This window comes from Saprospiraceae bacterium (assembly GCA_016710235.1).
In the GTDB taxonomy this organism is placed as follows: domain Bacteria; phylum Bacteroidota; class Bacteroidia; order Chitinophagales; family Saprospiraceae; genus Vicinibacter.
The window spans coordinates 3,458,376-3,481,690 of sequence record JADJLG010000001.1 but is presented as its reverse complement, the minus strand read 5'-3'; the positions used below and the strand labels follow the sequence as shown (position 1 = coordinate 3,481,690).

Below are 23,315 nucleotides of genomic sequence, written 5' to 3'. Positions count from 1 at the left end.
ATTTTTATTATTATGATTGTAGTAATTCGTCGTGGATTAAAATTTTTTCCCATTTGATTTGCTCTTGCTTCCAATTCAGAATGTCATGGGCTTTTAAACAATTTTCATAATATTCATTATAGTTATTTTCAATAAGTCTGACAGCACTTACGATATGATCTGAATGAAGATTTGGGATGGTGACACCTACCTGAAATTTATTGATGAGATTTTGATATTCCGGAAAATTCATGTGAATTGCAGGAAGCCCTGCGGCAATGTAATCGAAAGTCTTGTTTGCCAGAGAGAGATAATAGCTTAAACTCTGATCTGAAAGTAAATTGATACCTACCTTAGCTTTTTGTGATTCTTTTCTCAACATTTCAGGAGTACATTTACCTAAAAATTTAATCTGATCATCTAGTTTATTTTCTTTTGTGAGAAGAATGAGCGACTCCAATATATCTCCATCACCTGCTATATGAAACTCATAGTCCGGCAACAATTTCATGCTAATGATCATTTGCTCTAATCCTCTGCCTATATTGACTGCTCCCTGGTACCATATGATGTTCTTGCGAAATGCTGGATTAGATACATGCATTTCCATTTGAGGTACATTTCTGATTACATGAAACTCCCTCTTATATTTTTTTTCTAAAATTTTGGAGATTTCAGTGCCTACTGTAATGCAACAGGAAGCAAAAGGGACAAATATCTTCTGGACGGATTCCCAGAAACTCTGAATGAATTTTTTCCCTTGGATTTCCGGACTTTCTTCCATGAGTTCATGTGCATCATAGATCATTTTTTTTCTAAGGATGAACTTCAGGATGGCAGCAGCAGGCAAAGTGTCTGCATCTACCGCATAGATCATATCTGAATTTTGGAATAGTCCTGAGAACAATAAACGCAAATTAAATTCCGCATAAAACCAAAACGATTTTTTAAAGAAACAGGAGACAAATACGATCTCCTTTCCAGGTATTTCATGGTTCTGAAAAAAATATCTTGAAAATATTTTAACTTGATAATCCTTCTCCGTAAACACCATCGACATTCGTTGCATTCTCTGGTCATACCTGAAATCAGATGTCGTAAATATAGCCAGAGTAGGCTTTTGTGTTTGCCTCATCAGCGGCTTTAATTTATTTTTTTAAAATCATAATTCGTGAATTCTACAAAATCTGCACAACTCACTTTTACAGATTTTACTTTGCCGTTTTGAACTTCAAAAGGAAACTCTTTAATGCCAAGCAACGGATTAGAATAAGTGCATAGGAATCTGTTTTCACCCAGTGACTCTAACCTGCCCGTACATTCATTTAACGGAAAGTAAATTTCCAATTCTTTGCCTTTGCGAATGATATTCATGCTGCCATACACTTCGTTTTCATATTTTCCTGTAAATTCATCAAGAGCAACAGAAGGCTTCCTATTCATGCTTACAGTATCTTTCTTCTGTTGGATCCATTTCAAATCCTCGTTCAATGATACCTGAAATTTTTGGAACATAGTATCAGAATAATCTCTAAAAGGCTTTTCAAGTAAAGCATCTAAGATTTCCATTTTTGCTGCCTGGTAAAATGAGTTCGCATCAGTGTTCGTAAATACGATCACACCACATTTTTTTTCAGGTACCCAGGTCACCGAAGTAACAAATCCATCAGCTCCTCCGGTATGTGATATCATCCTGAGATCGCAATAATCCTGAATTTTCCAACCAAGCCCATACATAGCAAAATGTCCGGTATTGTACATTGGCTTGTAATTGCCGATCAGACTGACGGGAGTAATGGATTTGTCAATTGCCGCCTGAGGTATGATCTGGCGCTGTTGCCAAATACCTTTGTTGATGATCATTGATAGCCACTTCGACCAATCTGCCACAGAACTGCAGATACTAGTAGCCGGTGCCATATTGTCAATGTTTGGTATCTTTAGAGGGATGAGTTTGTTTTCATAAATAGTGTGAGGCGAACAATGGTTATCACTACTTGGAAAATCAGCAGTCAGTGTCAGACTATTTTTCATTTCCAGGGGGCCGAATATTTTATTTTTGACGTATTCAGACCAGCTCAAGCCACTAGCTTTTTTTATGATTTCACCTGCAACAGCATATCCGGCATTACAATAACCCCATTTGTCTCTAAAACCGTAAACGGGCTTAATCAATGCCATCCTTCGGATGACATCGGCAGTCGTTGCCTTTGTAGACCAATGGCAGAAGTCTCCCTGAAAGGTTTCAAAACCCATCCTGTGACTTACCAAATCTTCGATGGTCAACATTGTAGTGGAATTCGGATCAAACAGTTTGAAATCAGGCAACCATTGACTCACTTTATCTTCCATGGTCAATTTTTTTTCCTGTTCCAAAGTGGCTAGAATTGTCCCCGTAACCGCTTTAGAATTACTCGCGATCATGAATAAAGTATTTTCATCTACCGGAGTTTCGGAGTTCATGTCTCGTACACCATAACCTTTGGTCAGAATTATTTTTCCATCCTGTATGACTGCAATTGCTGCACCTGGAATGTTCCATTTTTTCAGACCATTTTTGACATATAGGTCAAGACTATCGGGAATGAATCGGTCTCTTTGTGCATGTAATATTGCTGTTTGAAAACCAAGCAGAGAAAGAAAAAAAAATATTGAAGTCTTAATATAAATGCATTTGGCTGAAATCATCGGTAAGCAATTAGTATGGAATGAAGTAAATGAGATATCGGAAACGGATTGTTTGTTGATACGATAGCTTTCCTCGACAAAAATAGAAAATTTACTGATTTTCCCCTACATTTACCAAGTGGTCTTGGTGAGTGCAAATTTCTTGAGATTGTTTACAGGAGGCTTTGCCAGAGCGATTACTTTGTGGCCGTTTATCGTCGTGGACGATCACTCACTGATAAATGACACCGCATTGATAAACCATGAGAGAATCCATCTGCGACAGCAATTGGAATTGCTCATCATCTTTTTTTATTTCATTTATGGTTTACATTATTTGATTCAGCTGTTGAAAGGAATGGATCGGCATCAGGCATATTTGAACATCTGTTTTGAAAGAGAATCTTATTTGTATGAATCTGATTTGGATTATTTGGATAACCGTCGAGCATTCAGCTTTCTCAATTTCATCTATTAAAACCCTCTCTGGCTACATTATTTTTGAGTATTTGACATTGGAAAATTGCCTTATCTTAGGCGGCAAATTTGCGATATGATTTTAAGGAAAATATTAATTCTATTCGTCCATACATTATTGAGCTTGCTTGTATTTGCTCAAAATAATCCCCAAAATTTTAAACCTGAAATGTTCGGTGGTTTGATGTGGAGATCTATAGGCCCGGCAGTCACTTCAGGAAGGATTTCTGATTTTGCTGTGAATCCCAATAATTCAAGCGAATATTATGTTGCAAGTTCATCCGGAGGTGTCTGGAAAACAGTCAATCGCGGAACGAGTTTTACGCCCATTTTTGATTCACAAGGGTCATATTCCATAGGCTGCGTCAGCCTAGATCCGAACAATAGTTCTACAGTTTGGGTCGGTACCGGTGAGAATAACAATCAGCGCTCAGTAGCTTATGGGGATGGAGTGTACAAGTCTGAAGACGGTGGCAAGACCTGGAAAAATATGGGCCTTAAAAATTCAGAGCACATCGCCAATATCATCGTTGACCCAAAAAATTCTCAGACAATTTACGTCGCAGCCTATGGTCCGGTTTGGTCAGAGGGCGGCGAACGTGGGGTTTACAAAAGCACTGATGGTGGTATAACCTGGACCAATATCAAATCTGTAAGTCCTTATACCGGATGTAATAATCTAATCATGGATCCCCAAAATCCACAGGTATTGTATGCTGCATTCCATCAGAGGATGAGGAAGGTCTTCACATATATCGGTGGTGGACCTGAATCTGCATTGTTCAAAACTACGGATGGTGGTGCCAGCTGGTCAAAACTTGGAGGAGGATTGCCTGCTACGGGAGATATTGGAAGAATCGGAATAGACGTCAGCCCGGTGAACCCTTCCTACGTATATGCCGTAGTTGAAGCTAAGGACAATAACGGAGGAATCTACAAGTCAACAGACAAAGGCCAGAGTTGGACCAAGCAGAGTGGCACTTTTACTTCCGGCAACTATTATCAGGAATTAGACTGTGACCCCCACGATGCAAATAAAATTTATATTACAGATACCTACTATAAAGTTTCATACGACGGAGGAAAAACAGTCAGCAATCTAGGAGAAATCAATAAACACATTGACAATCATTGTATTTGGGTTGACCCAAAGGATCCTAAGCATTTGCTTGTGGGATGTGATGGTGGAGTATATGAAACTTATGATCATGCTGCGACCTGGGATTTTAAGTCTAACTTGCCCGTGACACAGTTTTATAAAGTTTCTACAGACAATCTATTTCCATTTTACAGGGTGCATGGTGGTACTCAGGATAATTTTAGTTTAGCTGGACCGAGTAGAACCACTTCGTCCAACGGTATTGCAAACTCGGATTGGTTTGTGACATCTGTGGGAGATGGTTTTGAGACTCAGGTTGACCCTAAGAATCCCGACATCATTTATGCGCAAAGTCAGTATGGTGGATTGATGCGATTTGATAAAACCAGTGGTGAATATCTGTTTATCAAACCTTTAGAATCAGAAAATGAAGCACCTTACCGATGGAATTGGGATGCTCCACTTTTTATTTCATCTCATAAAGAAGGGAGGCTTTATTTTGGATCAAATAAATTGCACCGAACAGACGATAGAGGAAATACCTGGAAAGTCATCAGTCCGGACTTGTCGAGACAGATCGACAGAAACAAAATTGAGGTAATGGGAAAGATCTGGTCTGTTGATGCCATTGCAAAAAATGGAAGTACCGATATTTACGGACAAACTACCAGTATTGCAGAATCAGCACTAGACGAAAATATCTTATGGGTGGGCACGGATGATGGTCTTTTACATCTCAGTACAGACGGAGGCTCCTCTTGGACAAAATTTGATAATTTGCCCGGAGTGCCCAACCAATCTTATGTGCATCAGGTGATTGCTTCTTTGCATGACAAACTGACGGCATTTGTTTGCTTTAACCATCACAGATACGGAGACTTCAAACCCTATGTCTTGAAAACCCAGGATGGAGGCAAAACCTGGAAATCGATCTGTGGGGATTTACCAGTTCGTGGATCCGTATATACTATTGCTGAAGATCAAGTAGATCCACAGTTGCTGTTTGTAGGTACTGAGTTCGGATGTTTCTTTACAAAAAATGGAGGCCAAAACTGGATGCAACTTAAAAATGGTCTACCAACAGTTGCGGTGCGAGATATCGAAATCCAACGTCGCGAAAACGATCTGGTGATTGCAAGTTTTGGTCGTGGTTTTTATATTTTAGATGATATCTCTGTTTTGCGCAATGTTAAAATTGCTGATCTGAAAGAAGAAGCAAAAATATTTCCAATTAAAGATGCATGGATATACGTAGAAAGAATGGAATTGGGTCTCAGAGGAAAAGGTCATCAGGGCAGTTCTTATTTCATGACCCCCAATCCAAAACCTGCTGCACAAATTTATTACTACATCAAGGACGATTTTAAATCATACAAAGACAAACGGAAGGAATCTGAAAAAGCAAAAGATGAGAAGAAGGAAAAATATTTTTATCCTTCCTGGGACTCATTGAGAAAAGAAGAGACCCAAGAAGATGCATATTTAATTTTTAAAATTAAGAATAAAAACGGAGAAGTTGTGCGCACATTGACATCTCCCGTAGCATCGGGTATCCAAAAAATCAGTTGGGACTTTAGGACTGCCAATCCAGGCCCAGTAGAAGGTAGGTTTGTGCCTCAAGCTGATCAATTATTTTCTGAAGAAGAAACGGGTCATCTGGTTCCTCCCGGAACTTATACGATCAGTATTTCTAAGTTTGAAAATGGAAAAGTCGTCGATTTGGTTGCTCCGGTTTCGTTCAATTGCAAATTACTTCCTCAGGGACATATGCAAAGCAAAGATCCTGAACTCAACAGCGATTACTATCAAAAAGTAGTTAAGCTTAGAAAAGCTTTAGGTTCCACTGAAGGCATTTTAGCAGATATCAAAAAGAGAGTCACTCAGTGCAAAACTTCAGCACTTGAAATGAAACAAAATCCCGGACCGGTGTTAGAGAAATTATCGACGCTGGATACTAAGTTGGCGACATTGGACCTGAGTCTATATGGAGACCGCATCAAAGCTTCAAAAGAAGTCGAAGTGCCGACTTCAGTAAGTGAACGCATAGGTACCATGGAGTATGCTACTTGGAGTGTAACTTCGGAAGTGCCTCAATTTTATAAGGATTGTTACAGCACAGCTTATGGTCAAATGAAATCCGTGATCACAGATTTGAGAATAATTGATGAAGATCTCAAGGCTGTAGAGAGGCTTATGGATCAGAATGGTGCATCTCCGACTTCTGGAAGATGGCCTGAATTGGATTGATACTTTCAGTCTTTGACAATTTTGAATAGAATTTCATATCATATTCTCACAGATCATTCGAGGCAAATTGGAGGAGATATTTATCAGTCCCATTGGACTTCGGATTTAGGCAAATTGATCATCTCAGCTACCGATCAGGGGATCTGTTTTTGTTCATTTGAGAGTGAAAATTATTCAGAAAATTTTCTCGATCTTTTTCCAAATCATCAAATCAGAAATGCAGAAAATGAATGGACAAAATCAGCGAAATCTTTTTTAGAAAATGGATGCCATTCCGGTCCACAATTGAGTTTGCATGTCTGGGGAACAAATTTTCAACACCTTGTTTGGCAGGCAACTATTGAAATTGGAAGCGGCGAGATCTTGTCATATCGTGCATTAGCCATCCGGATTGGAAATCCTCAGGCATCACGAGCAGTAGGACATGCTTTAGCGCAGAATCCAATTGCAATATTTATTCCTTGTCACAGGGTATGGTCCAGTGCTAATCAAAATGTAGGATATAAATGGGGAAAATGGCGAAAGAATGAATTGGTGTTGAAAGAGCGTTCAGCTATTCCAAATTCACGTTTACTTTTCTGATAATTTGTAAATTCGCAGCATTGCGGCAGATTTTAAGATGGCATTAGATTCCTGACAAACGGCAACTTTGTTTTCTTCCATAATACAAACGGCCTCTTTTTGACTCAAATCCGTATAGGTATATTTTCGATTCAATTTATAAGACAAAGTATCGCTACCGGTTCTTTGATTTTGCAGTAAAATGAGTTGACTAGCACTCGTGAGATAGACTTGATCTGTTGAATTTCCGCACCACGCACCGCTGATTTGGTTTTCATAGAGGAATGCATTCCCATAATGCAGACTTTGGATAGGAAGCAGCTTCTGTTGTTTTGTATTAGGAATGAGCAAATACAAGAAAGTTTTGTTGCAGAACCATCGATCTCTGTTTTTCGTAAACATCAATATGCTGTCGCCGGAAGTGCATATGGCTTCAATATCAAAATGCTTCTTGTTTCGTTTCATTTTTGTAGTAGGGTAGTCCCCAAATTGAAACTTGATTTGTTCCGCAAAAACGGTGTCAACAAAAAAACCTTTGCTGATATCGATTCTATTGATGACGCCTCCGCGGCGAGATTGATCATTATTTCCGCAGTCTGCAATATAAAGATGTTTCATTCCGTCAAAACTCATATCTTCCCAGTCGACATGAGAAGAACCTTCTACTCTAATTTGATGAATAATCTTGGCGTCTTGTGAAATTAAATAAAGAATTGGTTCGCAACCACTGTCATTGTGAGCCAGAAAATACTTTCCGTTTTCCAGGGCGATCAAACCGGAACATTCTTGTAGTTCATGAGCTAACTCTGCTTCGAAAATCAAGCTTGCATGTTGGGCAGAAATTGAAACGCTGCTGCACACGAGATAAAATGAAGTTAACAGAGTTATAACTTGCCGTATATGCTGCCTTGGCCATTTTATATTCAGCTTTTGCTCAGGCTTTACGACAAGAGTGATGGAGTGTAATTTCGCCATGCAAATGTTTCTTTCGATATGGTTTATTTTTAATTTGTGTAAAAATTGTGATCATCTATGAGGAGAGTTCTTGATGGTTTTGGTATCAAACTTGTGATGTAAGGATCAGATAGTTACAGAGAGAAAGATTTTTATTAATGACTATTTTCTGCTAAAATGAACTGATTTACAGTACCTGGAGTTTTGCGTATTTTAATATTATTTTTCGTTCCGGATTAGACACTTCGTCAAAGTGAATGGTTGCTATTTTCATGTCATTGTTTCCATCGATTTGCACTACGGTTCCTTTTCCAAATTTTTGGTGAAGAACCATTACACCTTCACGGATATCTTTGATCGGACTGGCTTTGAAATTGTCTAATAAAGCAGAGTTGACAGAACTCGGTTTTTGTGAAGGGATATAGATTTTTCTCGGCGTGAAATCATCTTCCTTTAGATTAAAAATCGACTTTCGGGCACCGGTTTGCGATTCGTATCTACCTGCGTCTATTTCATTGATAAACCTGCTCTTTTCATTTCTTCTCAGATTGCCAAAGAAATATCTGGATGTCGCATAACTCAGGCTCAACAATTTTCTGGCTCTGGTAATAGCTACATAAAACAATCTGCGCTCTTCATCGAGTTGCTCAGCTGAATTCATGGACATATAACTCGGAAAAAGATTTTCTTCCAGCCCTGTAACCAAAACAGCATCAAATTCCAATCCTTTTGCTGAGTGTATGGACATGAGAGTAATATAATCCGCTTGCGGATCCGCAGTATCCATTTCCGTGATCAGCGAAATCGTTTGCAGATAGCTCACCAGTGATTTATCTTCCGTGTTGAACTCTTCATCGTATTCATCTTCATCAACAAATTCCTTGATTCCATCCAGGAGCGACATTGCATTTTCCAATCTCGAAATTCCTTCTACGGTCATATCAGCTTTTAGTTCTGATGCCAATCCACTAAACTTAAAAATAAATTGTGCAGCATCGTAAGCATTCGCTTTTTGAGCAAAGAGATTCATCTCCTGCATCTGCATCCTAAAAGTTTGTAGAGCTGTACCTGCTTTTCCGGAAAATGCAATTTCTGCCGAAGCATCCCACAATGAGATATTTTGTTGTTGAGCGTATTCCATCAATTTATCCAAACTGGTATCGCCCAATCCCCGCTTAGGATAATTGATGATGCGTTTGAACGCTTCGTTGTCTCTTGAATTGATCGTCAGCCTGATGTAAGCGATAAAATCTTTTATTTCCTTCCTCTGATAAAAGGACATACCTCCAAAAACTTTGTAAGGTATATTCACTCTACGCAGTTGCTCTTCAAAAATTCTCGACTGTGCATTTGTCCTATACAAGATCGCGATTTCCTTATTCGGAATGTGATGCCTGTTTTTAATTTCAATAATAAAATCTGCTATTTTTTTTCCTTCATCCGTATCTGTGATGGCTTGTATCAATTTTATTTTGTGACCCTCTGAATGTTCAGTCCATATTTCTTTTTTGATCTGATTTTTATTGTATGTAATTACATCATTGGCGGCTTGCACTATATGAGTCGTACTTCGATAATTTTGTTCGAGCTTGAACACTTTTACATCCGGAAAATCATTCTCAAAATCGAGAATATTACTGATGGTCGCTCCACGAAATGAATAGATACTCTGCGCATCATCACCGACGATACAAATATTCCTGGGACTGCCTTTATACAAGCATAATTTTTTGACAATAGCATATTGCAGGTAGTTGGTATCCTGAAACTCATCCACCATCACATACTGGAATTGTGAGCGATATTTTTCGAGAACATTTTCAGGATTTTCATGAAGCAGCCTATACATCTGAAGCAACAAGTCATCAAAATCCATCGCACCTGCCAGCATACATTTTTGTATATACTTTTTATAAATTAGGTGCAACTGAGGCATTTTGTTCATCCGGTCCTGCGCTTGTAAGTCGGGATCGTTCTCATACATGATGGGCGTGATGAGATTGGATTTGGCGGAAGAAATCCGGGCCCTGATTGCATTGGCAGGGTATTCCTTGGCAGAGAGATGGAGCTCCTTGATGATTTCGGTGATGACTGACTTACTGTCGTCAGTGTCATAAATGGTGAAGCTGGAAGGATAGCCCAATTTAGGTGCCTCTACTCTTAGGATCCTCGCGAAGACGGAGTGAAAAGTACCGCTCCAGACTTTGCGCGCAGCATCTCCTGCTACCGCGTGGATGCGCTCTGTCATCTCTTTGGCAGCTTTGTTCGTGAATGTGAGGCTGAGGATGTTTTGAGGGGCAATTCCTTGTAGAATGAGGTAAGCTAATTTGAAAGTCAATACCCTGGTTTTGCCTGAACCTGGACCTGCGATTACCATTATAGGTCCATCACTGTGGGTCACCGCATTGCGTTGCACCTCATTGAGCTGTTTGAGAAAATCTGTCATTCTACAGGAGTCTGGTCTTGTGCGGCCAAAGATAATGGTTTTTTATCATGTGTTGTCTTCAGAATCTGTCCCTACCGGCTGCGCCAATCCGGATATAACAGCTTTAAGATGTACTGATGAGATCCCTGAATGTATTGCACTGCAATCCCGAAATGATCTCCTGTTTGATAACGGAATACTTGTTGTGGAAAGGACAGGTTTTTTGCAAATCGCAAGGTCGTATCTCCATAATACATGTCCTCAGAAAATCGTCATTTTCCAGCGCAAAGATGACGTCTGCAGGTGTAAACTCAAGTTGTATGTCACTGAAGTAAAATCCGCCTCGTGGACCCTTCACCGAAGACAATATCCCTTTTTTTGTCAAATCCAACATGACCTTGGCCAAAAAATGTTTGGGGATTTGGAGTTCCGTAGACAGCTCTTCCACTTTGAAGAGCTTGCCTGCTTCATGGTGGCTAACCATGTAGGTCGTCGCTTTGAGGCCGTATTTGCTCGTTTTCGAAAGCATGTGCAAAAGTAATATAAAAATATTTATTGAAAAATGATAAAAAGATAAAAATATCATAAATTTGCAAAAAACGAAGCATGAAAAAAATACTAACTATTTCATTATCAGTGTTGTGCGCTTTCGTACATACACTGTCTGCACAGACTTTTACACTTTCCGGTGAGTTTCGACCGCGGACGGAATACGCTCATGGGCTCAAAACATTAGCAGCTGCAGATCAAGATCCGGGATTTTTCACTACTCAGAGATCTCGCCTAAACCTCAAATACGGTGCATCAAAAATGACCGCATACCTGAGCTTGCAGGATGTCAGAACCTGGGGAAATCAGTCGCAGCTTAACGAAAATGAAGATAGGGCTGTGTCCATCCACGAAGCATGGATCATGCCTACCATCGGTAAAGGAGCCAAGTGGGCTTTAAAGATTGGAAGACAGGAAATCGTATATGATGACCACCGCATTTTCGGAAATGTGGGTTGGGCTCAATCAGCGAGAAGCCATGATGCTTTATTGTTGAAGTACTCTCCTTCTGCCAAATCATCACTCGATATTGGTTTGGCTTACAATCAGGATATTGCCAGATTGAATTCCAATCTCTATCTCAATGCATCCAACTACAAAACCATGCAATATCTGTGGTACCATACCAATTTTTCCAAATTGGGAGTAAGTTTGTTGGCATTGAATCTCGGCATGCAAGTGCTTTCTTTGGATAGCAATAATGTGTCAAACCAAGAGACTAAGTTCAATCAAACCCTCGGTACTCATCTCAACTACAAAACCGGCAAATTCACTATCCTGGCAAATCTCTATTACCAACTGGGTAAAAGAGCTATTTCGGCAGATCAGGATATTTCTGCCTACCTGTTGGGGCTGGACCTCGGCTATGCGATCAATGCCAAAAATAGTATCACACTGGGATATGAACTTCAATCAGGCAGCTCCCAGGTGGACCCATCTGAAAAACTTAACTCATTCACTCCCTGGTATGGTACCAACCATAAATTCAATGGTCATATGGATTATTTCTACGTCGGAAATCATCTCAATTCTGTGGGTTTGCAGGATATATATGTTAAGTGGAATACCAAATTCAGCAAATGCGGTTTAGGAGCTGACCTCCATTATTTTTCTGCCGCAGCTGATGTTAAAAAACCGGGCACACAAGAAGCTGCTCCTGCCAATCTGGGCACAGAGTTAGACCTTTATCTGGATTTTATGTTTTCCGATGCTGTGAAATGTCAATTGGGATATTCCCAAATGTTGGCTACAGAAACCTTGGGGTATCTCAAGGGCGGTAAGTACAATGAAACGCAGAATTGGGCCTGGGTTATGCTTAGCTACACCCCTACATTTTTGAAGCATGAAGTCATTAAGCAGTAAATCAATTTTATACATTAAAAAAATCATTATATGAAGAGTTTTATAAAAATTCTGGGAATGGCAATGATAGCGATCTTGCTATTCCAGTGTAAGTCAGAGAAAAGTAAAATAAAAGGTGCGGAAACGACAGTCGCATCAAAATCCGGGCATGTTTCTGCCGATGGTAAAGCAAGCCTCACGGATGATGAGATGGAGCAAGCCAAGAAAATTTATTTCCAGACCTGCGCCGGATGTCATGGCACGTCACGCAATGGAGCTACAGGTCCTTCTCTGTTGCCAGAAAAAAGAACGGCATTATTAGGTACGGCAGGTTTGAAAGCATTCATTACCAATGGTACCCCTGGAGGTATGCCTGACTGGGGAAAGCAAGGAATCCTTACACCTGAAGAGATCGATTTGATGGCCCGTTTTATACAATTACCTCCACCTCCGATCCCTGCATGGACAATGGAGGATATGAAATCGAAATGGAAATTGCATATACCTGTTGCAGACAGACCCACAAAACCTGAACACAACCGCAATTGGCAAAATTATTTTGGTGTCGTGTTACGCGATGCTGGCAAGGTTGCTATCATAGACGGTGATACCAAAGAGAAAGTGGCTATCGTCGAAACGGGTTACGCCGTTCATATTTTAAGATCCACAGCATCAGGCAGATATTTCTATAGTATTGGCCGTGATGGCAAGATTACCCTGATCGATTTGTGGATGAAAACGCCTACAGTAGTTGCGGAAGGAAAAGCATCCTTTGATGCTCGTTCTGTAGAAGTATCTAAGTACAACGGCCCTAAAGGAGATTTCAAAGACAAGTACGTGATTGTCGGTGGTTATACACCATCTCATTATGTAATCATGGATGCGCTTACTTTGGAGCCTTTGAAAGTAGTGAAAACCTCAGGAAAAGAATTGGACAATGGTCCTTTTCTGGAGGAGGCCAGGGTAGCATCGATTGTTGCTTCGCACACAGATCCATTGTGGGTGGTCAACGTCAAAGAGACCGGTATGGTGATGCTCGTTGACTATTCTGATTTAAACAAAATAGAAGAAAACACTGTGAGAATTCCAACTGCAAAATTCCTACACGACGGCGGTTGGGATAAAACGGGAAGATATTTTATAGTAGCAGCCAATGCAAGCAACAAACTGGTGGTGGTTGACGTGAAAGACAAGAAACTCAAAACTATCATAGATGTTGGTACCAAACCTCACCCCGGTCGTGGAGCAAACATAAAGAATGCCAAATACGGCAATATGTGGGTCACAGGCCACGTGGGCGAAAACCGCCTTTCTTTCATTGGTACGGATCCCGGACCCAATCAATTTAAAGAAGTCACAACGATCAAAGGATCTGGTGACGGAGGCGGCAATCTGTTTGTGAAATCTCACCCCAAATCAATGCACCTATGGGCCGACAGAGCTTTGAGCAATGACTCCATATTGCAAAGAACCATCGACGTTTATGATATCAGCAGCCTCAAATTGGTCAAAAGTTTGGTTGTCCCTGCGAAGTATCATGGCAGGGCAGTCCATATGGAATACAACAAGGACGGCAACGAAGTTTGGATCTCTGTGTGGGGTAAGATGAATAAACCGGAAGAGAATGCAGTTCTGGTTTATGATGATAAAACTCTCAATCTCAAAAAAGAGATCGTGGGTGATTGGGTAGTCACTCCGACAGGAAAATTCAATGTCTTTAATACAATGGCAGATATTTATTAATAAGCCATATATTAATTGGTAAATATTTGTAATAGACAAATAAAAATAAGTGAAAAAATATATTTTTCTTCATATTATTTGCTTTATTATCAGCTCATCTACAGCTCAGGTATTAGATTCAACCCGACCTCCTGAGCTGTTGGATGAAGTTGTCATAACTGCACAATTCAAGCCGACCCAAATAGATCGGGTCATCACACCCGTTAAAGTGATTACTTCCAATCAACTCAAGCTGACGGGAGCCCATCAACTCAGAGACGCTTTAATGCAGGAATTGTCCTTTGACATAGCCCAGGCTTCAGTATTTGGGGGCAGCCCTCAGATCAACGGAATTTCAAAAGAGAACGTGAAAATCATGGTAAATGGGATTCCTGTTGTGGGTCGATTGGATGGAGTCATTGATCTCAATCAGATTCCGCTGGTCAATGTTCGGCGCATTGAAATCATCGAAGGCCCATCATCCGTGTATCATGGCACAGACGCACTTGGCGGAACGATCAATATCATCACCGATATCGAGCGGAAATATCCCTGGTCTATCCAGGTTGGCGCCAATTACGAGTCAGTTGGAGCCAAAGAATTCAAATTCAACAGTTCGTTCAATCACCACAAACATCACTTGCAAACAGGCGCGAATGCTTATTTTTTTGATGGCGTTTCTTTCAATGGTCAAAGAGCTGAAGATTGGGAGAATCGCAATCAATATTCAGGATATTTTCAGTATGCATATTTGATGAAGAGGAGTGGTGTTCAACTCAGGTCTCAACTCACTCAAGACAATCTCTTTGATTTGGGCAATGCAGATACAAATCAGATCGCTAAGGATGTGTATTATTCCACAAGAAGATGGGTAAATTCGGTCCATTATAATTTAAGTAGCGGCAAAGCTCATTACTGGGATGTTGATGTCTCTTACTCTTTGTACAAAAGATTTCAGAAATACTACACCACTGATGTAACCAAAGACGAAACCACTTTGGATGCTAATCAGTCTGCGGCAGATACAACCGGATTTTTTACCTGGCATGGGAAAGCCACTTACAGTTTTACACCTGAAAACAAATGGTATCAGGGGCTTGCCGGTCTGGAATTCAATCATGAGACAACTACGGGAAGGAGAATTCTGGATCGCCAGCAAGAACTGAGTGAAGGCGCAGTGTTTGCTGCTGTTCGTTTGATGCCTTTCAAAAAATTGAGTCTGGAGCCTGCTGTGAGGTGGAGTCATTATTCGTATGGTAAGTCAGTACCCACGCCTACGCTGAGTGTAAACTACGAATTCTTGCCACAAAGCCATATTTGGGCAAATTATTCTAGAGGCTTTCGCACGCCAAGTATGAAGGAATTGTACTTGGATTTTTACACATTTGTCGGACCAACCAGTTATCATATTACAGGTAATTCTGACTTGAAGCCTGAATCTTCAGATCAATACCAGCTGGGGCTTAAACTGGTTTTACCATCGATACCTTTGCCTCATTCCATCCAGGTCAAGACCTATTACAATGATCTGAAAGATCTCATTGCCTTGAGTCCGATCATCCAGAATAGCAGGAATTATATCAATATCAACCACGATAAAACTTACGGTATAAAATGGGATGCTGAGCTGACTTTGTGGAAGTTCCTATCGCTATCCTACGGACAACACATGTTCTGGAACCGCAATGATTTTTATACCGAAGCTCTATCCTCACAGTTGGATAAGTTTCTGTTGTCGAAAGATTACAATGCAAGAATTCAATACTGTGTTCCGGCCTTGCACTCCACATTTGCGGTGTTTTACAAACATCGAGGAGAAAGACCGGCATATGCTTATGACAAAGCCAAGAAAGCGTATTTTGCAACCCAGACGGCTGCACTCGACAATTTGGACGCCATGTTGTCAGTGCATCTTTTCAAACACAGCATAGAGCTCAATTCCGGAGTAAAAAACATATTGAATAAGACCAATCTCGAAGAGCAGGTTTTGCTTTCGGGAGCTGCACATACCAGCTCATTATTCCTATGGGGTCGAACTTACTTCATCGGATGTCAATACTTTTTCAATCGTAAACCAACAAAGTAAACACATATGTTTTCAAAGAAAAATGCACAGATTTTCTTTTTTGGAGGGACGATCCTGTCATTCGCAGTATTTCTGGGATTGACCTGGCATAGTCTTGCCAATGAAGTACCTCGGCAGACCAATGCGGCCAATATTACGCCCGAAGTCACCAGAGGAAAAATAATTTGGGAGAAAACAATTGTATGGGTTGCCACACCCTGCTAGGTGAAGGTGCATATTATGCACCTGAATTGACCAAGGTTGTCGAGCGGCGCGGACCTGAAATGATCAAAGTTATTTTGACTTCCAAGATGCCCTGGGGTCCTCGTGGACGTCTCATGGTAGCCTATGGTATGTCAGATCAGGATGCCTCAGATATGATTGCATTTTTGAAATGGTGCGGCGAAATCGATTTGAATGGATTTCCACCTAAGCCGGTTATGTCTCAACCTCCAAAACAATAAGAATCATGAAATATCAATCACAGAAAGTCGCATATTTATTTTTTGCCCTGAGCATGCTCTTGCTCATTTTGCAGATCGTCTATGGGATTATCATGGCCCTGGGTCGCATCGGTTATGATGAGTGGTTTCATAGCTTTATCCCATTTAATACTGCTAGAGCAACGCATACCAACCTGTTGGTTGTTTGGTTGCTGAGTGGATTCATGGGGGCGGCCTATTATATCATCCCTGAAGAAAGTCAGAATGAACTTGTTTCGGTCCCTTTGGCCAAATTGCAGTTTTACAGCTTTGCACTTGTCGGAGTAGTAGCGGTCGCCGGTTATCACATGAACTGGTGGGAAGGCAGAAAATTCCTGGAGATACCAAGACCTCTGGATTACCTGGTGGTTATCAATGTATTGCTCTTTTTAGCTTTGATACTGGCCACTTTGTTTAAAGGTAAACAAAGGACAACGACAGCTATGGTGTTGACTATGGGTCTGGTTTTTGCTGCATTGCTCTACCTGCCCGGAATGATATGGTTTGAGAGTCAGACTTTAGATTCATATTTCAGATGGTGGGTGGTACACTTGTGGGTGGAAGGAGTTTGGGAGTTGATCATGGGAGGAATTCTTGCATATCTACTGATCAAGCTTACAGGAGTGGACAGAGAGGTCATCGAGAAGTGGCTCTATGTTATCATCGGTCTCACATTCATATCGGGAATATTGGGTACAGGACATCATTATTACTTCATAGGTGCACCCAGGTATTGGTTGATCATAGGCGGTATTTTTTCTGCGTTAGAGCCATTGGCATTTTTGGGAATGGCTTTGTTTGCATTTGCAATGTATCGCAGAGGAGGCCAGAAACACCCAAATACCATTGCGCTGTATTGGACGCTCGGATGTGCGATCACTTCATTTGCCGGAGCCGGATTGCTTGGAATGGCACATACCTTACCGTCGGTCAATCTGTGGACACATGGTACATTGGTGACTGCAATGCATGGCCATTTGGCTTTTTGGGGTGCTTATGGGATGTTGGTATTGGCTATTATCTCGTATGCCATGCCTATGCTGACAGGGCGTAAGCTTTATCAGAACGCTCGGGGACAAATTGCATTCTGGACTTCGAATATAGGCATGTTGGGAATGACCACAGCTCTGGCAGCAGCAGGTGTAGCACAGGTTTATCTGGAGCGAAGAATGGGAATTGAGTTTATGGATGCGCAAAACGAAATATCAATACACTTTGTCATCATGCTGGCGTCAGGATGCTTGTTTTTGTTTGGTATAATACTCTATATCATTGATTTTGTCCAGTATGGTACTCCCAAAGACGAGGCAGTCCGTCCAGTAGAAGACCATTTTGTTCCCGCTAAATGAGATCTATAAGGGATGAAGTTTGAAAAAGAACCTTTTTACCAAAGTACAGGTCGAGAAAATTTGATATTTGAACATTGTTATTTGAACCAGTTGCCCCTTTTGTTGAAGGGGCCCACTGGTTCAGGAAAATCGAGATTTGTGGAGCATATGGCCTACAAACTGGACAAAGACCTGATCACGATCACCTGTCATGAAGAAACGTCTTCCACCGACCTCATCGGCAGATTTATTTTGCGTGGCAATGAGACCGCTTGGATAGATGGTCCACTCACCATAGCAGCTAAATCAGGCTCCATCATCTATCTGGATGAAATCGCTGAGGCGAGACCGGATATACTCGTAGCTATACATTCCCTCACGGATTTTAGAAGGAATATGTTCATCGATAAGTTGGGCACTGAGATACAAGCACACCACGACTTTATGCTTGTTGCATCATTTAATCCGGGTTACCAAAAAAGTATGAAAGATCTCAAGCCATCCACAAGGCAGAGATTCGTTGCGATTTCATTTCAATATCCTTCTGCTTCGATAGAAGCTCAAATCGTTCAAGGGGAAACAGCTCTAGCCCAGGCACAAGTAGAAAAACTAATCCAAATCTCCAATAGGATCAGAAATCTACACGAATTGGGTTTGATGGAGACGGTCTCCACAAGGCTTATCGTCGATGCTGCAAAACTGATCAGCAGAGGATTGCCACCGAGGTTGGCAGTCAAAGCAGCTATGCTGGAGCCACTGACAGATGATCCTGAGACATTGACCACTTTGGAAGACCTGGCCAATCTCGCTTTATAGGCTTGAAATCAATAATTTGTCTTGGACCTACAGGAATTACTATTTAAAAAATTTTTTGCATGGCGAAAGAAGAAGAACGCTCCATCATTTTCTAGTTCATGTTCATTTCTGACTGAGCGACTCCAATCTCTTTTGCTCATCTCCAGGGCAATCTGTAAAGTAGCTATTGAAATTTCGCCGGCATTGATGAAGGGAGGTCGCAAAGGGATTTACTTTTATCTTCCTCAACAGATAGACTTTTACTCTGAAAAGTCCCTCAATGATGCATTTTATCTGTATCGTGTGCTTTATTTATGTTACCATTATCTGCTGGACTTGACTAGCCCAGATCATGGACTAAGCTCAGATATGATTATAGAAACATTGGAGAAAGATTTTCCTCGGGCGACTGAGATCCGACTTCGTTTGATGGATGGATTGCCGGATATAAGTTGGTTGACCGAAACTTTTATTCCAAATGATCAAGCAATCCAGGGGCTGGAAACAGGGCCTGCGACGTTTGCATCTTCTGTTCAAAAAGAGCAAGAAATTTCCACTGAATTAAAATCAAAAGCCGTGGAGTCGGTGAGCGTTTTGCAAGTCGATCGCCAAAAGCAGGAAGAATACATGCTTACCCACAATTTTGAGAAAGTAGAGACGGCAGAAGAGTTTGACGGAGTCTGGAGAGATTTTGACGGTGGAGACAGTCTTCAGGAGGATATGGAAGCACTGGATGAACTCAATCTAAAACATGTCGTACGTGTTGATGATATCGTCCACTCCATATACAAGGCTGAGTACAATGGTCAGTTCACGGTGGCTGAATGCAAAGAGCTCAAGCAGAGCGACCATTTCTATCCATACCCGGAGTGGGACTATGTACAGAAAAAATACCTGCCTGATTACTGCAAGGTTTTTCCGGTATTGTTCAAGTCAGTCAGATCCACCACGGGGGGCCAAATGATCAGGGATAGCCACAGGCAAATAACTATTTTGAAAAAGGAGTTGTCTAGGTTTTATAACCAATGGACACAAGTGCGTCGGATGAATCACGGTGACGAATTTGATATTGACGCATTGCACGATATGCACATTGATCTCCAGGCAGGCATACAGGCGGATGATAAAATCTATTTGTCAAAACGAAGAAATAGAAAGGATCTGTCGATTTTGTTTTTGATCGATATCAGCTTATCCAGTGACAGTTATATCAACAATGAAAAAGTCCTGGATATTGAGAAAAGAGCTATACTGAGTATGGGTGAGGCTTTGAGCGATTTTGAGCTAGACTTTCAGGTTGATGCTTATTTTTCTAAAACGAGAAATTTCTGTACCTACGTCACGCTGAAGCATTTCAAACAGAGCTGGCGAAGTGCAATTCAAAGTATCGGTGCCATTCAGGCTCAGGGATTTACGCGCATTGGTCCGGCATTGCGCCACAGCAGTACCTTGCTCCAAAAATCGCGAGCCAGATCAAAATGGCTAATCGTCCTGACAGATGGAAAGCCGACAGATTATGACAAGTATGAAGGCAAACACGGAATGGAGGATATCAAGCAGGCTTTGAAAGAAATGAAACAAAAACAAATTCAATACCACGCGGTAGCCATTGAAGATACTGCAAAATTTTATTTGCCGATGATGTTTGGCCGACAGCATTTCAGTATTGTTACACATGCAGAAAAGTTGTCGTTTGTTCTCCAGCAGTTGTATCAAAAAATAGCACAGTCTCAATGACAAATTCTCTCTTGAAACTGCTGCGTCGAGTCGAGAGGGAAGGCCAAAATCCGACTGATACATACATGATACCTGCAATAACAATAATCGCCGCAGTCTCTTTGGATATCGCTACATTCTTTTTTGTAGCCGAGCAAAAGGAGCCCGGATGCCAAACTAAATATTACTGCCAAAATAATGAAGCTTTTTTTCATGTGCGACAAGCTTGATTAGAAAGATTTGTGATATTTTTGTCACAAATTTAAATCCGTTTATATTACAAAAAATTAATTTTATTAAAATTATATAAAAATGAAAAAAAGACAAATTATTGTAATGTTATTTTCTATTTTGACAATAGGAATGTTGGTTTCATGTTCCTCAGGTCCGACGAAAGAGAATAACACAAATTCATCCAAGCCGACATCAATGGTAGAATCATGGGAAATGAAGCAATACATCAAAGGCGATCTTCCGGCGATTGACGAAGCCATGGTAAAAGCAGGAGAAGCGGAGTTTGGTAAAATCTGCGTGGCTTGCCATAAATTTGACCAGAAGCTCATTGGTCCAGCCTTGAAGGGTGTGACTCAAAAGAGAAGTGCGAACTGGTTGATGAATATTTTGCTACACAACGAAGAGATGGTTAAAAATGATCCTGATGCCAAAGCGCTGTTTGCTGAGTTTAACAATACGGCGATGTCAACTGCAGGTCTTGATGAGACGAAAGCGCGTGCAATATTGGAATACCTAAGAGCTCAGGATGCGAAGTGAGTAAAAATAAATTGCACTGAATTTTTTCATTTGATAGAAAAGGGTGGGCCAAAATTCCACCCTTTTATTTTTGCAAAAAGCAGGTACCTGTGGGTGGTTTTGTGGGATTGTGATCCTCCAACTCAGCTTCTCGGAATAATACTTGGGATTAAGATTATATTTGCGAAAAAAATTTAATATGAGACTGAGTTTGCTGTTTGTGGTTATCATCAGTTCTTGCACAGCTCAACGGGGAGACCAGGCTGCGGGATATTTTAAAACCAAGGGTATAACTACCAGTGCAGTGCTATCCGGAGAAAAAGCGATTGTCGTCGCAGGAGAAAGCAGCTTGTGGAAGGAAGATAGCCCCAATAAAGAGACCAAATATGGATTTTTGGCAAAAATGCCTTCGGATGCTTCTCAAATCCAGATCTATAAACTGGGAGATGACAAAGAAAATTGGAGAGTGGAGCATTTTGTCACTGCAGATCAGTACAGTTTTGCCTCCGGTCATTTTGGTGAAAACCGAATTCCTTTTGTTGCCAAAATCGACCAAAAGATGAATGTCGTGTGGGCAATGTCCAGCAATCAACTCAGTGCGGGAAACGAGTCTCAGACTGCTACCAACTCGAGAGGTGAACTGTTGATCAGTAGTAAAAAACCCGGAGCCGATTCGTATGTCATGCACTTCTGCCTTTTGGGTTCGGATGGAAAGCTATTGTGGGTGAGGCAACTGGAACATGTAGATCAGTTGTCCGCAATTCTTCCTGTGACAGGTGACAATTTTTTGATTTGTTTCAAACAAAAAGGCGCCTATATCGACGGTGAAACCAGAAAAAAATATTTACTCTACACTACGGTATTGTGCAGTTCCCAAGGAGAGATCATTTCTTTGGTATCGTATATTTTAGACAATTCACTCCTGCAGGATTTTAGTTTAGACGGCGTCGTACAGACAAAAAACAAAAATTTGTACCACTGGGGATCAGTGAGCACGAATGGCATTGCAGTGCCATTTGCCATGTCTAGTTCTGAAAACGGAGCCATACATTGGGCCAAAACATTTCCCGCAGCCCAAAATCTGAGTTTTAAAAATTCTGTGGAGCTTCCCAATGGTGATCTTATCGCGGTGGGTGATGGTTATGGAAGATCAGGTGGTTTTCTTCAAGCCGGTATGAAAGCTTCGGGAGACATAAAATGGATGCAATTGATTCCATGTCCATCTTATCAGCAAATAGTTTCTGCCCTACAGATTGCTGATCAGACTGTGATGATCTATGATAAAACATTGCAACTGGCATTCTACAAAATCAATGAAAATGGTCAGTCCTGTTTGCCGGGAGCGAGCCCTGTTGCGGTTCAAACCAAGGACTTTCCCGTTGATGTTCACCAGATTACTGCAGACTTCACAGAAGACAAGGAAGTTGTATGGACGAAGTGCAATGTACAGATGAGTTCTGGCGGACAGATCCACGCAGAGAGCGACTGCTCACACTAAGGTATTTGATACATCCTACTGAAATCTTGGTTATAGTACCAAATTTTGCAGCTGAATTTCAAAGAGGTGTCAATCGTTCTACAAAATAAAAGCTTTGCACTATGTTTGATTCATTAGCTAAGTTTTTGTAATCTAGCCTATGCAACTGCACTTGCTTCCTTCATGATTGTATCAAATCATTTGATCAGTTTGTTTTGCTCTGATTCTGTCACCATATAAGCACTTGGTTTTTTACCATTTTGATTCTCACCACGAACCACAGTTCAAAATCTAGGTTTAAAGTTGTAAGATGACAATTATGATTGACGAATTGTATGTTAATAGGATGAATTTCAATATTTGTCTATAGTGTAAATCTACCCATCGGGTTTGATGTATTATCGCATACTGTATGAGCATCATCTCCTTCAATCCGGCAGTGTGGTAAAATACTAAAACAGAGTATTTTTATGTTTATACTGTAACCCAAACACATCCTGATGAAATGGATTTTTTCACGTGGATTATTTTCTTGTTTCATTTCATTTCAATTTTTGAAATTCAATTAGTTCGTTCTTTTTACTTCGGATAATAAGCTAAGCAATAGCTATACATTTTGACTGGTGGATTCACAGTTCACATTTTTGTTTGATTATGCTAATTCAGGATTTTAAAAAATTG

18 protein-coding genes and 1 pseudogene are annotated in these 23,315 nt (G+C 40.8%); 13 read left to right on the top strand and 6 right to left on the bottom strand.

All coding sequences use genetic code 11. The annotated features are described in order from the left end of the window. Nucleotides 1–10: 10 nt before the first annotated feature. Nucleotides 11–1,114, bottom strand: a complete 1,104-nt coding sequence (locus tag IPI99_13850; protein ID MBK7341585.1) for a glycosyltransferase — start codon at nucleotides 1,112–1,114, stop codon at nucleotides 11–13. 8 nt (nucleotides 1,115–1,122) lie between these two features. Next, on the bottom strand, nucleotides 1,123–2,667 hold the full coding sequence (locus IPI99_13845; protein MBK7341584.1) for a serine hydrolase: 1,545 nt from the start codon (nucleotides 2,665–2,667) through the stop codon (nucleotides 1,123–1,125). A gap of 118 nt (nucleotides 2,668–2,785) precedes the next feature. On the opposite strand from IPI99_13845, the gene IPI99_13840 reads away from it, so the two are divergent. From IPI99_13840 to IPI99_13830, 3 genes are all read left to right on the top strand, one after another. Next, nucleotides 2,786–3,124 (top strand): hypothetical protein, encoded by a 339-nt coding sequence (locus IPI99_13840; GenBank protein MBK7341583.1) that lies wholly within the window; start codon nucleotides 2,786–2,788, stop codon nucleotides 3,122–3,124. A 75-nt stretch (nucleotides 3,125–3,199) separates the two neighbouring features. Then, nucleotides 3,200–6,469, top strand: coding sequence for a glycosyl hydrolase (locus IPI99_13835; protein ID MBK7341582.1), 3,270 nt, complete (start codon nucleotides 3,200–3,202; stop codon nucleotides 6,467–6,469). A 21-nt stretch (nucleotides 6,470–6,490) separates the two neighbouring features. Further along, complete coding sequence (locus IPI99_13830) at nucleotides 6,491–7,051, top strand: methylated-DNA--[protein]-cysteine S-methyltransferase (GenBank protein ID MBK7341581.1); 561 nt, start codon at nucleotides 6,491–6,493, stop codon at nucleotides 7,049–7,051. On the opposite strand, the gene IPI99_13825 is transcribed toward IPI99_13830, so the two are convergent. From IPI99_13825 to IPI99_13815, 3 genes are all read right to left on the bottom strand, one after another. After that, nucleotides 7,040–8,005: a hypothetical protein gene (locus IPI99_13825; protein MBK7341580.1), complete on the bottom strand. Its 966-nt coding sequence runs from the start codon at nucleotides 8,003–8,005 to the stop codon at nucleotides 7,040–7,042. The genes IPI99_13830 and IPI99_13825 overlap by 12 nt on opposite strands. A 166-nt stretch (nucleotides 8,006–8,171) precedes the next feature. Next, nucleotides 8,172–10,430 (bottom strand): UvrD-helicase domain-containing protein, encoded by a 2,259-nt coding sequence (locus IPI99_13820; protein MBK7341579.1) that lies wholly within the window; start codon nucleotides 10,428–10,430, stop codon nucleotides 8,172–8,174. A 103-nt stretch (nucleotides 10,431–10,533) separates the two neighbouring features. Then, nucleotides 10,534–10,938, bottom strand: a complete 405-nt coding sequence (locus IPI99_13815) for an Rrf2 family transcriptional regulator (GenBank protein ID MBK7341578.1) — start codon at nucleotides 10,936–10,938, stop codon at nucleotides 10,534–10,536. A gap of 77 nt (nucleotides 10,939–11,015) precedes the next feature. On the opposite strand from IPI99_13815, the gene IPI99_13810 reads away from it, so the two are divergent. The 10 genes and pseudogenes from IPI99_13810 to IPI99_13765 all read left to right on the top strand — a co-directional run bounded on the left by IPI99_13810 (nucleotide 11,016) and on the right by IPI99_13765 (nucleotide 22,655). Further along, nucleotides 11,016–12,320: an alginate export family protein gene (locus IPI99_13810; GenBank protein ID MBK7341577.1), complete on the top strand. Its 1,305-nt coding sequence runs from the start codon at nucleotides 11,016–11,018 to the stop codon at nucleotides 12,318–12,320. Between the two features lie 63 nt (nucleotides 12,321–12,383). Then, entirely contained in the window at nucleotides 12,384–14,042 is a 1,659-nt protein-coding gene (locus tag IPI99_13805) for a c-type cytochrome (GenBank protein ID MBK7341576.1), read from the top strand. 49 nt (nucleotides 14,043–14,091) lie between these two features. Then, nucleotides 14,092–16,107: a TonB-dependent receptor gene (locus IPI99_13800; protein ID MBK7341575.1), complete on the top strand. Its 2,016-nt coding sequence runs from the start codon at nucleotides 14,092–14,094 to the stop codon at nucleotides 16,105–16,107. Between the two features lie 6 nt (nucleotides 16,108–16,113). Next, nucleotides 16,114–16,550 (top strand): annotated as a pseudogene (locus IPI99_13795) (cytochrome c). Between the two features lie 5 nt (nucleotides 16,551–16,555). Continuing rightward, nucleotides 16,556–17,917 (top strand): cbb3-type cytochrome c oxidase subunit I, encoded by a 1,362-nt coding sequence (locus tag IPI99_13790; GenBank protein ID MBK7341574.1) that lies wholly within the window; start codon nucleotides 16,556–16,558, stop codon nucleotides 17,915–17,917. A gap of 12 nt (nucleotides 17,918–17,929) precedes the next feature. Continuing rightward, entirely contained in the window at nucleotides 17,930–18,712 is a 783-nt protein-coding gene (locus IPI99_13785) for a CbbQ/NirQ/NorQ/GpvN family protein (GenBank protein MBK7341573.1), read from the top strand. A gap of 21 nt (nucleotides 18,713–18,733) precedes the next feature. After that, nucleotides 18,734–20,428, top strand: coding sequence for a VWA domain-containing protein (locus IPI99_13780; GenBank protein ID MBK7341572.1), 1,695 nt, complete (start codon nucleotides 18,734–18,736; stop codon nucleotides 20,426–20,428). Then, nucleotides 20,425–20,637 carry a hypothetical protein gene (locus IPI99_13775; GenBank protein MBK7341571.1) on the top strand — a complete coding sequence of 71 codons (213 nt, stop codon included), beginning with the start codon at nucleotides 20,425–20,427 and terminating at the stop codon, nucleotides 20,635–20,637. The genes IPI99_13780 and IPI99_13775 overlap by 4 nt, the downstream gene beginning before the upstream one ends. A gap of 106 nt (nucleotides 20,638–20,743) precedes the next feature. Beyond that, nucleotides 20,744–21,178, top strand: a complete 435-nt coding sequence (locus IPI99_13770; GenBank protein MBK7341570.1) for a cytochrome c — start codon at nucleotides 20,744–20,746, stop codon at nucleotides 21,176–21,178. Nucleotides 21,179–21,356: 178 nt separating this feature from the next. Further along, entirely contained in the window at nucleotides 21,357–22,655 is a 1,299-nt protein-coding gene (locus IPI99_13765; GenBank protein MBK7341569.1) for a hypothetical protein, read from the top strand. 343 nt (nucleotides 22,656–22,998) lie between these two features. Here IPI99_13765 and IPI99_13760 read toward each other — a convergent pair whose 3' ends face one another. After that, nucleotides 22,999–23,175, bottom strand: coding sequence for a hypothetical protein (locus tag IPI99_13760; GenBank protein ID MBK7341568.1), 177 nt, complete (start codon nucleotides 23,173–23,175; stop codon nucleotides 22,999–23,001). Between the last annotated feature and the right edge of the window lie 140 nt (nucleotides 23,176–23,315).